The following is a 15,477-nucleotide window of genomic DNA, read 5'->3' as shown; positions in this document are numbered from 1 at the left end:
TTGCCTCATCTCGACAATCATTCTGGTCGCCGCTACCCTTGTTTATTGATCAACAACCGGGAAATCTGTGAAAAATGATTTATTTGTGTACTGATTGTCTGCATCTCACGGGGATACAGGCCTTATCAGTTATCAATGGAGAATACTTGGTCAGCAATTCTTCAGATGGAGTATCTCTATCAACATGAACCTATTTCTGTTTTTCAAAGATTCCCCTAGATTTTCAGACAACCAAAAGAGTTTATTATGATTTATACCGGCCTCTTCGACTGGTCTCTGTCTCAGATTATTTTATACGCGTTGGTTTTTACTCATATCACCATAATCAGCGTTACTATTTATCTGCATCGGCACTCTGCCCACAGAGCCCTGGATCTTCATCCCCTCCTGGCTCACTTCTTCAGGTTCTGGTTATGGTTCACAACCAGCATGGTGACCAAGGAGTGGACGGCAATTCACCGTAAGCATCATGCAAAATGCGAAACTGTCGACGACCCACACAGTCCGCAGGTTTTGGGACTGCGAAAAGTGCTGAAGGAAGGGGCGGAACTGTATCAATCCGCCGCCAGTAACACTGAGATGCTGGACAGATACGGCCGGGGCACCCCCGATGACTGGCTGGAGCGCAATCTTTATGGCAATAAGAAATGGGCAGCCAACATATGGGGTGTCACGCTGCTGGCGATTATGAATCTGATTCTAATGGGCCCTCTGGGAATCTCTGTCTGGGCCATCCAGATGATCTGGATTCCATTCTGGGCTGCAGGAGTGGTAAACGGTATTGGGCATTTTGTTGGTTACCGGAACTTTGAATGCGCCGATGCTTCCAGAAACATTTCACCCATTGGACTCATCATTGGCGGCGAGGAATTACACAACAATCATCATACCTACCCCAACTCAGCCAAACTTTCATCAAAATGGTATGAATTCGATATCGGTTGGTTTTACATTCAGATCTTTGCACGCCTGGGCCTGATTACCAACATCCGCAGAGGTCCCGTTGCCCATCAAATCAAGAACAAAACCAAGTTTGACCTTGATACTGCTCTGGCACTGGCCAATGACCGCTTTCGTGTCATGGCCTTGTTCAAAAAACAGGTGATCCATCCAATCATCCGCAGCGAATCGGCCAATAACCCAGAACTCGACAAAAAATACTTCAAACGGGCCAAAATACTGCTGACGAGGCACAACACACTGATACCAAACCATCAGCAGGAACAATTAAGACAATTGCTGCAAAACAATTCCATGATGAAAACCGTCTATCAGCTGCATAATGACCTGATTGATGCATGGAGCAAACGGTCCGCGAGCGCCGAAGAATTGCTACATAGCCTGAAAAACTGGATAGAACAGGCAGAGACATCCGGTATACAGGTGCTTGAAGAATTTGCCTCACAACTGCGCAGATACTCCACGAAGCCCCAACCAATCCCGATTACGATATAAGGGCTTTCTTCATAATCGCAGGAACTCCAGCAACCAGAGTTCCTGCGGATACATCCTGAGTTACTACAGCCCCTGCTGCAACGACAGCATTGTCCTCAATACATACTCCAGGAAGAATCACCGCATTTGCACCAATCCAAACGTTGTTACCGATATTGATAGGCAAACAACTCTGCTCGCCTGACAAACGAGATGATGGCTGCAACGGATGGGAACTGGTGATGAGCTGTACGCCTGGTCCCAACAACACGTCATTGCCGATTCGTATGGGTGCAGAATCCAAAAAGATACAATTAAAATTGGCATAGAAACGATCGCCGATATGAATGTGACATCCATAATCAAGCTGGATGCCGGGCTCCAGGTAACATTGGGACCCAAAGGCTGCCATTAGTTGCAACACATGCTGCAAATGCCCTTGGCTATATTGTGATTGATAGCGACCGCATATCTCACGTGCTTTTTTCCGCAACTTGATCAATTCTCCGTCACGCGAATCATAAGGCAGTCCGGATAACATCTTTTCCCGCTCAGTTAACATCAAGAGATCCCAGTAATTGTTCAATGGAGGTCTGTGACAATGGCTGCAATACGAGATATCCAGGGTCGCTTTCCTTTAAATAGCGATGGCAGATCAACGGCAAACAAACACTGAAAGGCTGTTGTAAACCTTCTGTTTGTAACACCATATTCTGTTGCTCTGAATTCGTGGCAAGTCGGTTGGAAACCAGGAACTCGGAAATGGTCTCCCAGTTTTTGGGGTTGATATCCAGAGCAATGGCATCGTTCAAAGACATCTCTCGATGACGACGAAGAAAGCATAATAAATCTATCAATTGGTCGAAACTCAATACATTTAACGGAGTTAACTGCCCAATCTGCCAATGCCTCAGAACCAGGGCTCCGAGCAGCAAAAAAATGGCCAGCCAGTATATCCACAGCATAATCAATGGCAGTGTCGAGAGTATCCCTGTCATCAGTTCCAGGCTGGGCATCAAACGAACAAGCTGCATTAATGACTGACTTAATGCCGACATCGCCAGCATCGTTATCACTGCAACAACCAGGGATTTCCGGTTATCAACCTTAACCGCTGGAATACGGGAGTAAATCAACCACAGCGACAATATGCCAATCAGCGGACCCGCCCAGAACTTCAGATTATGACTTACCTGAATCCCGCTCAGCTGGTTTAACCATTGCACTGACTGACTGAACGTTTCCAGAAACACGATGACCGCCAACCCCAAAGGCACCATCAATAGTGACAGCCATACCCGGAAAACCCTGACAGCACTGAACGGAACTTCCCATATCTGATTAATGGCATTCACCAGACCGCTCATAAAAAACAGCGTGGACACCGCAAAAATAACGATACCCAGCACAGATATCTGGCGTAAACCCGAAAGCCACTCGACGATTTTGAACCTCCAAGTCGCCAATCCTTCAGGTATAATCCGCTCAATAATCAGCGTTACCACCTGATCAGTATATTGAGACAATACCGGCAGCAGCAGTAGCACCTGCAACGACAAGGCAAATAAAGGCACCAAAGCAAACAAACTTGAAAAGGCCAGCTGTGCAGCTGTGCGCTGCAGTCCAAGACGATTAAAATCGTTAAAAATATGTATGACAAACTTCAACATGCCGGATACAACACCATATCGGGTAGAACAATTAATAATGCTAAGCTAATGGACACACTATGACCAAAGCAATCATCTATCATAATCCACGCTGCTCAAAATCCAGAGAAACACTTAAATTACTTGAACAGCACAATATCGAACATGACATACACTTGTATCTCAACAATCCTCTGACCAAACCATCACTGAAACAGCTGCTGGAAGAACTCGAACTGCCGGTCAGAGATATTATCCGCTCCGGTGAAGATGAATATAAAGAAATGGGCCTGGGTACTGAAAATCTCACAGACGAACAATTACTGGACGCAATCGTTACCACACCCAAACTGATGCAAAGACCGATTGTTTCATATCAGGGCAAAGCCCGTATCGGTCGCCCTCCCGAACAGGTTCTGGATTTATTTAAATGAATCGCATTCTGATTCTGTATTATTCCCGTAACGGTGGTACCGAACAAATGGCCAGACAGATCGCCGTTGGTGTTGACAGTGTCGACGGCTGTGAAGCCATGTTACGTACGGTCCCCCCTGTCACATCAGAAAATGTTCATACCCCTCAAACCATCCCAGATCAGGGAGCGCCTTATTGCACCAAACAGGAGTTGAAAAGCTGCACAGGCTTGATCCTGGGCAGTCCGACCCGATTTGGTAACATGGCGTCTGCCATGAAATATTTCTGGGACAATACCAGTGAGGAGTGGCTGAATGGAGAGCTGGCAGGAAAGCCTGCGGCTTTCTTTACCGCCACATCTACACTGCATGGTGGACAGGAAAGTACTTTACTGAGCATGATGATTCCCTTGCTGCATCATGGCATGCTGATCAGCGGCATCCCATTTACTGAAGCGGCACTGCATGATACCCAGTCATCCGCCTCCCCTTATGGGGCCAGCGGACATTTCCATCAGACAAAACATGAACTTTCAAAACAGGAAGTCAGTCTGTGCCGGGCACTCGGTAAACGTGTGGCCACCATCAGCCTGGCTCTGCATCAATCATCAGGATCCGCATGAATACCCGTCACAAATATCGCTTAATTCATATCGCTATTGCGATCCTTTTAGTCTTGTATTGGGCTCAGCACTGGTGGGGTAAAACACTTCCAGAAAATGCTGATACAACTCAATGGCTGATTGCCGGATTATTCATAATGATCGTCAAAACCATTCTGTTATTGATTTTTGTAGTCTGGCTTTTTCGTCCTTCCATCAAAGCAATCAGTTATCTGGACTTCGCTTTGATTTTCTATTTTCTGGTATCACTCATGTCTCTACTGAGCACCCACAGCCTATTTGCTCTGGCGCAACTGGTATTGATCAGCTACGCACTATGGCATTGTGTGAAAGTGGGAAGAGTCGCCAAAAAAGCCTTTAAAGCCAGGCAAAAATCTACTCAGCCATAAATAACTTGCTGCGCACGATCTTACGATACTCTGCAGGTGAAACACCGGATATTTTTTTAAACAACCGGGTAAAATATCCGGAATCACGATAACCACTCAACTCAGACACTTCAGTAACATTCAAATTACTGTCTCGCAGAATATCCATGGCCATGCGTATACGCATGGCTTGCAAATACTCAATAGGTGTCATACCGGTGGCCTTTAAAAAGCGACGATTAAATGTTCTGACCGGCATATCAATAGCCCGGGCCCATTCGCTTAATACCACTTCCTGATTCCAGCGACCGTTAATCCAGTCCTGCGCCCGGATAATATCTTCGTCATGATGTAATTGACCCTCTCCGGAAAAAAACTGAGCATCAAAAGTTCGGTTGATTTCATGGGAAAAGTGCTGTTCAACGATGCCGGAGACCTTGGTACCATAATGTTGCTTTATTAAAAAAATAACCAAATCAGTTAACGCGTTAATGCTGCCAGCACAATAAATTCCATCCTGATAGGTAATAAATTTATGAACGTTCAGTTCAACCTCTGGATACAGTTTTCGAAATCGGTCAAAGAAAAACCAATGAGTAGTGGCCGGCTTACCATTCAATAAGCCACATTCAGCCAGCAGGCAAACACCCGTTCCTGTGGCAATAACGGTGGCTCCAGCCTGATGCATTTCTCTTATCCACTGTGCGAGACCTTGCTGGGTCCGAATAGTGGGCAACGGATTACCCCACAATGGCGGAATAAAAATAAAATCCGGATGATCACACTGATCTACTGTCAAATCAGCCATGACTTTGAGCCCGCCAACCCCTTCCACCCATCCTGCCTCCAGGGAAACTGTTTGTACGATTGATGGAGGAATAGACAACTTTTGCAGCCGTAAAAGCTGTTCAGCAGCCTGAAACATTTCCATAGGTCCACTGATTCCAGTGACCAGGGCTTTTGGATATAGCGCAAAAACAATTTTACTCATGGCGAGATTAGCAACCATATTGGCCAGATCACCACATGATATCGTCAATATGGTCAATTAAACTAGCCTCATTCAATCATTTAAAGTCCGATGGATAACTATAATCTGCCAAGCGGTATGGCACAGACTTCAAAACTGACACTCCGCATGGGCGAGTGACCACCGGATTAACACAGACAGGAATTCAATCTGTTTGTGTATAAGACTATTGAGGAAACAGAAAATGGCAAAATTACCGGTAATAGTGTCTTTTGGCGGTATGAATGCGGCGGGCCGCAGCTCATCACATCATGCATATAAAAGAATGGTTCACGAAGCTCTTAGTGAAACAGCCATGATCAATACCTGGACTGATCTCGCAAATCGCATGAATATCGACATCAGTCAGGGCCTCAATGTCGAGACAATCGAAAGAATCAAACAGGGTACCCTCATCCGTCGTATTGAGGAAAACAGTCACTACAACCCAGACAAGGTTTTTTATCAACGTCGGGCTGCGCTGAAAAATAGTAAGGGCTTCCAGTTCACGGCCAAGAAAAGTGAATTACCGGAAAACCCACCTGCAACATGGAATATTACGGACATCGACAACGGACAAGTCTCCGTACAGGTCAGCAGCGATCTGGATATACTGGTACCGGGCAGCTATAAGAGCACTGTATCGAGTGCAGGGCTGCTCCCCAGCGGATTCAACCCTGGCAGTCTCTATCACTCAAAACACCACCCACGCGGTCTGCAAATGACAGTGTATGGTGCTTCTGATGCGGTAAACAGCCTGGGAATAAGCTGGGAGACAGCCCTTCAACACGTTCGTCCTGACCAGATTTCAGTCTATGCCGGTTCAGCCATTTCCCAAATGGACGATAGTGGGCTTGCAGGACTTTATCAAAATCCAATGAAAGGCAATCGCATCAGTACCAAAATGATGGCACTGACATTGCCCGAAATGCCTGCGGATTTTATCAACAGCTATATCATCAACAGCGTCGGTACCACCGGCAGCAACATCGGTGCCTGTGCCACATCTCTGTACAACCTTCGTCAGGGTATTAACGACATTCAATCTGGAAGATCCAGAATTGTAATCGTCGGTGCATCTGAAGCCCCTATCGTTCCTGAAATTATCGAGGGCTTTGCGGTGATGGGTGCACTGGCCAATGATGAGCAACTGCGCAAGCTGGATAACGCTGCTGTTGTCGATAACCGTCGTGCCTGTCGCCCATTCTCAACCAATGCAGGATTCACTATGGCGGAATCCTGTCAGTTCATGATCCTGATGGACGATGAACTGGCTCTTGAACTTGGCGCGAATATTCACGGCGCCGTGGCTGACGTATTTGTGAATGCTGACGCCAATAAAAAATCCATTTCTGCTCCTGGTATTGGAAACTACATTACGATTGCCAAATCCGCCGCACTGGCACGGCATTTACTGGGAGAAAAAGGAGTACAACGATCTTTTGTTCAGGCACATGGCACTGGTACACCCCAGAATCGGGTAACCGAAAGCCACATTCTCAATGAGGTTGCCCAAACATTTGGCATTACCAACTGGCCGGTTGCCGCCATCAAAAGTTACGTCGGTCACTCCCTGGGCCCTGCTGGTCTGGACCAGATTGTCGCTTCATTAGGAGTCTGGAATGACGGTTACATCCCCGGCATTAAAACCATCGATCAAATTGCTGATGACGTTCATACCAGTCACCTGGACATATTGATGGAACACAAAGCAGCCGGACTCAAAGGCGAAGACATGTTGGCCAGCATTATTAATTCCAAAGGTTTTGGTGGTAACAATGCGTCTGCATTGATTCTCTCCCCACAACAAACTCAGAATATGCTACAGGCCAAGCACGGTCACCAGAAAATGACCAGCTACCATAAACTGAATGAAGCGGTTGTCGAAGCGGTTGCCGCTTATGATCAAGTTGCCATGAGTGGCCGTGAATCAGTGATTTATCAGTTTGGCCAGTCTGTTATGGATGAAAAAGATGTCACCCTCTCGGCAACATCTGTGCAACTAACTCAGTTTAAAAACGCCATTCAGTTTGAGTTCGATACGGACTATTCTGAGTATTTATAATTTAACAACGCCTTAAGGGGACCCTTAAGGCGTTTATTCCAGCTATGACTCCCGAAAGATTCCACAAAATAAAGTCTGTTCTGCAGCATCGACAAACCAGTTTGACAGTCGTTACTGACGGCGTACACAAAACCCAAAATCTGTCAGCTTTACTACGTACGGCCGATGCAGTGGGGCTTGATACAGTCCATGTATCTCTTGACGACAAAGGTCAATACCAGCTACACAGAAGAACATCCGGTGGTTCTGGCCAATGGGTGGACGTTGTCCTGCATGAACAGACAACACAGGCAGTATCAACTCTCAGAAATTCCGGATTTACAATTTGTGCTGCTCATTTCTCTGCCCAAGCAACAAATTACTACGATTACGATTTTTCTCAGCCGACGGCTATTATTCTTGGCGCAGAAAAGCCGGGTATCAGCGACGAAATAGCACACCTCGCCGATCATCACTTGATTATTCCAATGTTTGGCATGGTTGAGTCATATAATGTCTCGGTAGCGGCAGCCATTATTCTAAGCGAGGCTATGCGTCAAAGAGTTGAGAATGATTTGTACAATCAGAATCAAATGACACGGCATGCATTTGATCGAAAACTTTTCCGTTGGTGCTACCCGAAATTGGCAGACTTCTGCGATTCGAATAACATAGCCTACCCAGCGCTTGATAAAGATGGTGGGATTATTTACTCGGAACAGTGGACACAAAATGTCAAAGCAATCAACCAACGAGAATGACTCTCAAAACCGCCAGATAGTCATGCGGAATATTACCGCGTATGGAATGATCATCAATATTGTTCTGGCAACCGGCAAGTTCATTGTCGGAACGATCTATCATTCAAGCGGCTTGATTGCAGATGCATTGCATTCATTCAGCGACCTGATATCGGATATTTTAATACTGGTCATCAATAGGTTTTCCCATAATGACCCCGATGAAAATCACCCGTACGGACATGCCAGATTCGAGACTCTTGGTACAGTATTACTTGGATCGATTCTACTGATCGTTGGCATTTCCATGGGGTACGAGTATGGCTCGGACCTGATCAATACCACTTCAGATGTACAGCCAAGCTGGTTTTCTCTCGCAATAGTATTTATCTCCTTACTATGCAAAGAATGGCAATACCGTTTTACCCTGGTCGCCGCAAAAAAAATACGCTCTCCTTTATTGGAAGCAAATGCCTGGCATCATCGATCAGATGCATTTTCCTCACTGGTTGTATTTATTGGTGTTCTATCGACCTTGGCGGGTTACCCGATTGTTGAAACTATTGCAGCTCTGTTTGTAGCGGTTTTAATTTCCAAGATGGGTTTCTCTTTAGCCTGGGATGCAATTCAACAACTGGTGGATCATGGTATTTCAGCTGAACTTAAAAACGAGATTTCCAAGACACTGTCATCAATCCCGGGTGTGCGCAACACGCATATGTTGAGAGGGCGTCTAATGAGTAATCATATTTTTATTGATGCTCACATACAGGTGGCATCAGACATCTCAGTTTCCGAGGGACACCAGATTGGAGATTGGGCCATGAGAAAGCTAAGAGCCAGCCAACAGGATGTTCAGGACATTACACTACATGTCGACTATGAAGCCGACAACGTCTCTGAAAGTCCTACCCTTGCCCCTCTCAGGCCTGAAATAGAATCCGCGCTAAAAAACTATCCCGCGCTAAGCCACTATGATGACCTGATCATTCATTTTTATCAGCAGAAAGTTCACACCGTACTAATTTTTAACGAATTTGATGAGTGTATTTATGAAGAAGCTGAACGAGCCATTGAAGAAATATCATGGCTCGACTCAATCAGGATATTGAAGCAAATCAGAACCTACGGTCCGTAGCTGAACTGATAGCTGCTGATCAGATTGTCATTTTGATCCAGAACTTCGACAGTCCAATCTCCAACCCATTCAGGCAGCATATTTTTGCTTGAATAGACCCGCCATCTTGGCCCTTTAACATCAAAGGTGACTGTCGCCATAACCTCGTCTTTGTATTTCCATATATGGCGAATCTGTTCTCCCTGAAACTGCATAAGTTCAGTAAAGAAATATAGCTTGTCAGTTTCCAGAGGCACTACATTCAATTCATCCACCGGCTCACGATCCACGATCCCTGAAGTCACTGAAGCGCGACCCACAAAACCATTTTCTGCAAATGCGGTAAAACTAAGAATTACCAAACATATAGTAATTGCAAATCTCGACATTTTTTTCTCCTTGTATAGTGAAAATTCATCAGCTGTTGCATAAGATAGCGCAGCTTTATTATTGTAAACTATTGAGGCGGGAGCGACTAAGGACGTTAAGATGGATGTGATCGATTTTCTAAAAAAGAAAAAAGAAATTCTTGCTCAAAAGAGCTTTGATGTAAGCGACATGATCTCGCCAACGATCAAGGACTATTGGGCAGAGATCAGCCAAACGATCAATGCCCACTGGCATCAACTGCTTGGGCAGGTAAACGGAGAAGTATCCACGAATAAAGGATATATTCCCACCACCGCTCCATATCAGCATATCCTGGATGATATCAATGCCCAGATCGGCCAGGAATATTTTGTTGGTAAGTGGTACACCGTTGAACAAGACCAAATTGACCAATTTGCGAGTGTCACTAAAGACCAACAATGGATACACACAGATCCCGAAAAGGCAAAACGGGAATCTCCTTTCAAACAGACGATTGCCCACGGTTTTCTGACTCTGTCCATGATCCCCTATTTGACAGAAACCGTGGACGAAAACACACCCCCGTTTCCCGATGCTAAAATGTGTGTCAACTATGGTTTGAATCAGGTTCGTTTTCACTTTCCGGTCAAACCCGGCAACCGCATTAGAGCCCGCTCCCGCTATATTGGCGTTTCTGAAATTCGCAAAGGGCTGGAAGTGGTGATGGAGCACACAATTGACATCGAAAACTGTCGCAGGCCTGCGTGTGTTGCTCAAACCGTAATGCGTTTATATTTTTAATGGCAGAGCTATCTGACGAAAGATATCTGGCAATTTACTCCATTATCGGCAGCATTCCCAAAGGTCAGGTTATCAGTTATGGCGCCATTGCCAAAATGGTTCCTAACTGTTCTGCCCGAATGGTTGCAAGAGCTTTGCGAATAACCCCTGAAGGATCAAAGTTGCCTTGGTACCGAGTTATCAATTCGCAAATGAAAGTTTCCGATCATCCTGGTGCAAAAAAACAACGACAATTACTGGAACAAGAAGGAGTGACGTTCGACCCGAATGGGAAAATAGCCAGAGAACATCACTGGCTACAGACGTAAAGACAAACTTAGCCCTTCAGCACCGGGGTACTCACCTGAACATCCGTATTCTGGCCACGATGGCGAAGCAAATGATCCATCAATACGATCGCCATCATGGCTTCGGCAATGGGAGTAGCCCGAATTCCGACACAGGGATCATGACGACCGGTAGTCACTACTTCAATGGCATTACCATTTTTGTCGATACTGCGACCTGGTAATCGCAGACTGCTGGTAGGCTTCAAAGCTATACGCGCGACAATGTCTTGCCCGGTAGAAATACCTCCCAATATTCCACCAGCGTGATTACTCAGAAAACCTTCCGGAGTCATTTCATCCCGATGTTCGGTTCCCTTCTGGCTGACCACAGAGAATCCATCACCTATCTCAACACCTTTCACTGCATTGATACTCATTAATGCGTGAGCCAATTCAGCATCCAGGCGGTCAAATACAGGCTCTCCCAAACCGGGAATGAGACCTGTTGCCACTACCGTTATTTCTGCACCGACAGAGTTACCTTCTTTACTCAAAGCCTGCATGTAGGCTTCCATTTCCGGCACTTTTGCCACATCCGGACAGAAAAAAGGATTATTGTTGATCTCTGCCAAATCCACGCTATCTATTTTAATCGCGCCCAACTGGGATAAATAACCCTGAATCAAAATGCCTTTTGTGGCCAGATACTTTCTCGCAATCGATCCAGCAGCCACTCTCATCGCGGTTTCACGAGCAGATGATCGTCCCCCTCCACGATAATCGCGAACGCCATACTTATGCGTGTAGGTATAGTCGGCGTGGCTGGGACGGAAAGTATCTTTAATATTGGAGTAGTCTTTAGAGCGCTGATCCGTGTTTTCTATCAACAAGCCAATGGACGTGCCAGTCGTCACCCCCTCAAAGACCCCAGAGAGAATCTTCACCTGATCAGCTTCCCTGCGTTGAGTTGTGTAACGGGATTGCCCTGGTTTGCGGCGATCAAGATCACCCTGCAAATCCTCTTCGGTCAGCGATAAGCCCGGAGGACAACCATCTACGATTGCACCAAGTGCCGGACCATGACTCTCACCGAATGTGGTGACCGTAAATAATTTTCCGAAAGTGTTTCCTGACATGTAATTTCTTAAAACAGATAAGTAAAAAGTAACAAAATCATAACATGGATCATTAAACTTCGGTTAATTCTCAAACCAATGCCGATGTTCCAGCAACTCTGCTTTAGTCAACAGGAACACACCAAAACCGCCATTTTGGAACTCAATCCAGGTGAACGGGATGTCCGGATATTGCTCCTGCAAAGCACCTGCACTGTTACCAACCTCACAGATTAATACACCATGCTCTGTGAGATGATCAGCACTGCGTCGTAAAATCTCTTTGCAGGCATCCAGGCCATCATGCCCGGACACCAGTGCCAGACTGGGTTCATTTCTGTACTCCTCTGGCATATCGGCAAAATCCTCAGCATCAACATACGGAGGATTTGTGACGATCAGATCAAATTGATGCGCTTCGGTTAGTGCCGAAAACAAATCTGAATGCAACACCGAAACCCGATCTTCAAGCCTGTAGTCAGTGATGTTCTGCTGCGCCACTACAAGTGCTTCTGCACTGATATCTGTTAATAGCACCCGAGTCTGATCAAATTCATGAGCACAAGCTATACCTATACATCCGCTTCCTGTGCATAAATCAAGAATCGAGTCAGGTTCCTGACTTAACCATGGAGCAAAACGATGTTGAATTAATTCAGCAATTGGGGACCTGGGGATCAGCGTATGTTCGTTAATTTTGAAGCGCAAATCACAAAACCATGCTTCACCAAGCAAATAAGGCACGGGCACATGGTCCTCTATCCGACGACGCAGCAATGTCTGAACATGCTGTTTTTCCTCTTCAGTAAGACGTGCATCAAGGATATTGGCACTACAATCCCACGGCAGATGAATAGCACCCAAAACAAGAAATGTCGCCTCATCCCAATATGAGTCTGAACCATGACCAAGAAACAGCTGACGACGATCAAACTCAGACGTCGCCCAACGAACGTAATCGCGAATAGTCAATAAATTATGCATCACCTGAACCATAACTCTATCAAAGAGTTTATCGTTAACAATGAACCATTGGCATCACTGTCATAGTCTCCAATACCCAGAGTATCGATACGTGCCACTCCTACACCCGCCGCTACCAGCTCTGTTTTCTGCTGCTCTGCCAGCTTGCGGCTATCTTCGAGGTTTTGAGAGAATGATCCACCGGTACTGCGCCCTACAATAAGCAGGCGCAACTCCGGATATTCATTCAGGCGAGCCACAGCCAACTCAACAGCCTTGCGACGATCCTGTAAGTCTTCGGGATTAAATGCCAAATGCCCGTGTTCGATATTTGCAACTACTTCCGATACGGGTGCAACATCTCCCTTTAACGCAAGCACATCAACTAATTGATATACCCTGCGATTTCCTCGCTGCACCGTGTAAACCGACAGGATGTAAGGCTGCTTATCGAGCACAAAAGACACGGTGGTATAGTCCTGCTCAGTATCACGACCATATAACTGTGACACACCAAATAGTTGATTAGCCCACACATTGGAAACACCACAGTCGAGTCCTCGACAATCAAATATTACATCTGCGTCATAAGGTAAGATCTGACTGAAGATAAACTGATGGGCTTCATTAGAATCAACGTCAGCCCCTATTTCCCAGACTTGCCGGTGCAGAAGACCATTCACACGCTCCTCCTTATCCGCGAAATATCTGCCTGATACCTTTTTAGCCGCTCCCTGAAACCAGCGATAACCACTCATTTCCTGCTGGCGATCAATAACCATATGATCAGACTGCAAGGGCTTTATCTCTAGCGCATAACCATACCCGCAGTAGCCGACCATAATAATAAGCATCAACGCCCAACGGGAAATATGTCTGTTCAACCTGGACAGCATAGTCAGACCTCTGAAAGAAACTGATTAATGAGTTCGGGCAATCCCATAGCAATAGGATTCATATGAAAATGATGGCCACCAGGTAACCATGATACTTGTGCATGAGGTACACACTGCAAACGCTGCTCAAGTTCATCCCGATTCAATACCGGCCATCCTTGCTCTGCAAGCACTATCAATAATGGTTGATGAATGGCGCTTAGACAAACCCTAACATCATCCTCAGTCATTCTGATGGGAGTCGGAAGCTTCAAAGCGGGGTCATAGCGCCAATAATATCCCGCACCATCCGGGACCATGTTCCGCTGCACCAGCGTGTAAGCGGCGTCGTATGACAATAGCTCGTCAACACCGGCACGAACTTTCGCTGCAACTTCCAGAGACTCGTAACTGGATTTTCTGGGATTTTCAAAAAAACGATGCACTGCTGTTCGAATGCTTTCTGGACGGTGCGTAGAAGGTGAACTAAGGCTCCCGGCAGCATCCAACCAGACCAGCCTGTCGATTCTCGGATCGCTCAAAGCCCATAAAGATGCAACAACGGCACCCAGGGAGTGCCCCAGTAAATGAAAACGATCAAGTTTCAGCGCGTCGATTGCAGCATGGCAAAACAGCACATGATCCATTATGGAATAAAAACCAGGATCACGCCGATGGGCACTGCCGCCGTGACCATAATGGTCCAGCACATAGACTTTCGAACAGTTCAACCTGGGAATGAGATGATCAAAGCTGGCTGCATTATCAAGCCAACCATGCAAAAAAACACAAGGAATTCTTATTTCAGCAGCTGGATAAGTCCATTCCAACCCTGCCACTTTGCCAAAAGGCGTTTCCAGGATCAGTTCAGCTTTATTCAATACCGCGGCCTATAGAGTTCAATAGATAAGTCATTATTCTTCCTAACGAATCCAGTGCAGTGTCATGCAATCGGGTGCCACAATATCACCTTCCAAACATGCAAGCCCTCCGGTATCGAGATTGATAAACTGTTCCTTATCAGATAGCCAGTTAACCAATCGGCTCAGCAACGGGTTGTGACCAACCAATAAAACAACGTCAGCATCGCAACCTTCCAGCCAGGAAAGCACATCACTGGGATTATAATCTGGAATCAACGTATCACTATTCATTCTGGAACAAGGCTCAAATGCATCTGCCACAATCGCTGCACTTTGCTGTGCTCTGACTAAAGGACTGACCACTATTAGCTCTGGTTGCTGAATATGGGTAATCACCGAAGTAATCTGTTGGCGGCCTTTTTCTGTTAACTGACGGGAAAAGTCATCATTTTGATAGGGCTCAGCCTGACCATGACGCAGCAAAAATAACTTCATTCAGTCTCCTCTTCCGACTTTCCGGATGTAGTTTGACCAGAAGAAACAGTTTCTTCCATTTCTTTCCGCACAGGCCAATCTTTAAACGGAAAGGGTTTACTGTCCGTCTCAAACGTCAGGAACCGGCCTGCCTGTAATATGTATTGATTTAACGACCAACCAAAATCAACCAGTGTCTTGTTTTTTTCCCTACTGAACAAAACAACCAGAAACTGAATCACTGCCACAAAATACAGTATCCATGCTGCAAGCCTGTGAACCAGAAAATATAAAACCATATATAAACAACGGATCCAGATGTTTTCCATCCGCTCTCTTTGTCCGGGTTCCGGAACGATTGTACTCATC

19 protein-coding genes are annotated in these 15,477 nt (G+C 45.9%); 9 read left to right on the top strand and 10 right to left on the bottom strand.

What is annotated here, in order from left to right; translation table 11 throughout:
* Nucleotides 1-246 precede the first annotated feature (246 nt).
* Nucleotides 247-1,455 carry a DesA family fatty acid desaturase gene (locus YC6258_RS14065; protein ID WP_044617544.1) on the top strand — a complete coding sequence of 403 codons (1,209 nt, stop codon included), beginning with the start codon at nucleotides 247-249 and terminating at the stop codon, nucleotides 1,453-1,455.
* Here the strand turns inward: YC6258_RS14065 and YC6258_RS14060 are convergent.
* Together YC6258_RS14060 and YC6258_RS14055 are read right to left on the bottom strand one after the other, a co-directional pair.
* Nucleotides 1,445-1,996, bottom strand: coding sequence for a sugar O-acetyltransferase (locus YC6258_RS14060; RefSeq protein ID WP_044617543.1), 552 nt, complete (start codon nucleotides 1,994-1,996; stop codon nucleotides 1,445-1,447). The genes YC6258_RS14065 and YC6258_RS14060 overlap by 11 nt on opposite strands.
* A complete protein-coding gene (locus tag YC6258_RS14055) occupies nucleotides 1,986-3,104 on the bottom strand; it encodes a YihY/virulence factor BrkB family protein (RefSeq protein WP_044617542.1) in 1,119 nt (372 codons plus the stop codon). Before YC6258_RS14055 ends, YC6258_RS14060 begins: the two co-directional genes overlap by 11 nt.
* Nucleotides 3,105-3,163: 59 nt before the next feature.
* On the opposite strand from YC6258_RS14055, the gene arsC reads away from it, so the two are divergent.
* The 3 genes from arsC to YC6258_RS14040 are packed head-to-tail and all read left to right on the top strand — an operon-like array spanning nucleotide 3,164 to nucleotide 4,508.
* Entirely contained in the window at nucleotides 3,164-3,517 is a 354-nt protein-coding gene (arsC, locus tag YC6258_RS14050) for an arsenate reductase (glutaredoxin) (protein WP_044617541.1), read from the top strand.
* Nucleotides 3,514-4,119: an NAD(P)H:quinone oxidoreductase gene (gene wrbA / locus YC6258_RS14045; RefSeq protein WP_044617540.1), complete on the top strand. Its 606-nt coding sequence runs from the start codon at nucleotides 3,514-3,516 to the stop codon at nucleotides 4,117-4,119. Before arsC ends, wrbA begins: the two co-directional genes overlap by 4 nt.
* The gene (locus tag YC6258_RS14040; protein ID WP_044617539.1) at nucleotides 4,116-4,508 is read left to right on the top strand and encodes a hypothetical protein; all 393 of its coding nucleotides are present in this window, start codon (nucleotides 4,116-4,118) and stop codon (nucleotides 4,506-4,508) included. The genes wrbA and YC6258_RS14040 overlap by 4 nt, the downstream gene beginning before the upstream one ends.
* On the opposite strand, the gene YC6258_RS14035 is transcribed toward YC6258_RS14040, so the two are convergent.
* Nucleotides 4,495-5,478, bottom strand: coding sequence for a GlxA family transcriptional regulator (locus tag YC6258_RS14035; protein ID WP_044620044.1), 984 nt, complete (start codon nucleotides 5,476-5,478; stop codon nucleotides 4,495-4,497). The genes YC6258_RS14040 and YC6258_RS14035 overlap by 14 nt on opposite strands.
* A gap of 223 nt (nucleotides 5,479-5,701) precedes the next feature.
* Between YC6258_RS14035 and YC6258_RS14030 the strand changes: the two genes are divergently transcribed.
* From YC6258_RS14030 to YC6258_RS14020, 3 genes are read left to right on the top strand one after another with little or no spacing between them, the layout of a single operon-like run.
* Nucleotides 5,702-7,561 carry a beta-ketoacyl synthase gene (locus YC6258_RS14030; RefSeq protein ID WP_044617538.1) on the top strand — a complete coding sequence of 620 codons (1,860 nt, stop codon included), beginning with the start codon at nucleotides 5,702-5,704 and terminating at the stop codon, nucleotides 7,559-7,561.
* A gap of 44 nt (nucleotides 7,562-7,605) precedes the next feature.
* Complete coding sequence (gene trmH, locus YC6258_RS14025; RefSeq protein ID WP_044617537.1) at nucleotides 7,606-8,301, top strand: tRNA (guanosine(18)-2'-O)-methyltransferase TrmH; 696 nt, start codon at nucleotides 7,606-7,608, stop codon at nucleotides 8,299-8,301.
* On the top strand, nucleotides 8,273-9,418 hold the full coding sequence (locus YC6258_RS14020) for a cation diffusion facilitator family transporter (RefSeq protein ID WP_044617536.1): 1,146 nt from the start codon (nucleotides 8,273-8,275) through the stop codon (nucleotides 9,416-9,418). The genes trmH and YC6258_RS14020 overlap by 29 nt, the downstream gene beginning before the upstream one ends.
* On the opposite strand, the gene YC6258_RS14015 is transcribed toward YC6258_RS14020, so the two are convergent.
* The gene (locus tag YC6258_RS14015; RefSeq protein ID WP_052830290.1) at nucleotides 9,406-9,786 is read right to left on the bottom strand and encodes a DUF2914 domain-containing protein; all 381 of its coding nucleotides are present in this window, start codon (nucleotides 9,784-9,786) and stop codon (nucleotides 9,406-9,408) included. The two genes, YC6258_RS14020 and YC6258_RS14015, sit on opposite strands and share 13 nt — an antisense overlap.
* 100 nt (nucleotides 9,787-9,886) lie before the next feature.
* Between YC6258_RS14015 and YC6258_RS14010 the strand changes: the two genes are divergently transcribed.
* Both YC6258_RS14010 and YC6258_RS14005 read left to right on the top strand, forming a co-directional pair.
* Nucleotides 9,887-10,549 (top strand): MaoC family dehydratase, encoded by a 663-nt coding sequence (locus YC6258_RS14010; protein WP_044617535.1) that lies wholly within the window; start codon nucleotides 9,887-9,889, stop codon nucleotides 10,547-10,549.
* Nucleotides 10,549-10,857: an MGMT family protein gene (locus YC6258_RS14005; protein ID WP_044617534.1), complete on the top strand. Its 309-nt coding sequence runs from the start codon at nucleotides 10,549-10,551 to the stop codon at nucleotides 10,855-10,857. Before YC6258_RS14010 ends, YC6258_RS14005 begins: the two co-directional genes overlap by 1 nt.
* An 8-nt stretch (nucleotides 10,858-10,865) precedes the next feature.
* Here the strand turns inward: YC6258_RS14005 and aroC are convergent, their stop codons facing one another.
* The 6 genes from aroC to YC6258_RS13975 form a co-directional block, all read right to left on the bottom strand.
* A complete protein-coding gene (aroC, locus tag YC6258_RS14000) occupies nucleotides 10,866-11,954 on the bottom strand; it encodes a chorismate synthase (RefSeq protein ID WP_044617533.1) in 1,089 nt (362 codons plus the stop codon).
* Between the two features lie 63 nt (nucleotides 11,955-12,017).
* Nucleotides 12,018-12,917 (bottom strand): 50S ribosomal protein L3 N(5)-glutamine methyltransferase, encoded by a 900-nt coding sequence (gene prmB, locus YC6258_RS13995; RefSeq protein ID WP_211264684.1) that lies wholly within the window; start codon nucleotides 12,915-12,917, stop codon nucleotides 12,018-12,020.
* Nucleotides 12,917-13,792, bottom strand: coding sequence for a DUF4892 domain-containing protein (locus YC6258_RS13990; RefSeq protein ID WP_044617531.1), 876 nt, complete (start codon nucleotides 13,790-13,792; stop codon nucleotides 12,917-12,919). The genes prmB and YC6258_RS13990 overlap by 1 nt, the downstream gene beginning before the upstream one ends.
* 2 nt (nucleotides 13,793-13,794) lie before the next feature.
* The gene (locus tag YC6258_RS13985; RefSeq protein WP_044617530.1) at nucleotides 13,795-14,652 is read right to left on the bottom strand and encodes an alpha/beta fold hydrolase; all 858 of its coding nucleotides are present in this window, start codon (nucleotides 14,650-14,652) and stop codon (nucleotides 13,795-13,797) included.
* Between the two features lie 42 nt (nucleotides 14,653-14,694).
* Complete coding sequence (sixA, locus tag YC6258_RS13980) at nucleotides 14,695-15,129, bottom strand: phosphohistidine phosphatase SixA (RefSeq protein WP_044617529.1); 435 nt, start codon at nucleotides 15,127-15,129, stop codon at nucleotides 14,695-14,697.
* On the bottom strand, nucleotides 15,126-15,476 hold the full coding sequence (locus YC6258_RS13975; protein ID WP_052830289.1) for a DUF4389 domain-containing protein: 351 nt from the start codon (nucleotides 15,474-15,476) through the stop codon (nucleotides 15,126-15,128). The genes sixA and YC6258_RS13975 overlap by 4 nt, the downstream gene beginning before the upstream one ends.
* Nucleotide 15,477 lies beyond the last annotated feature (1 nt).

The sequence above is a fragment of the Gynuella sunshinyii YC6258 genome (assembly GCF_000940805.1).
GTDB lineage: Bacteria > Pseudomonadota > Gammaproteobacteria > Pseudomonadales > Natronospirillaceae > Gynuella > Gynuella sunshinyii.
Note: the sequence above shows the minus strand (reverse complement) of the source record. Positions and strands in the feature narration are given on the sequence as shown.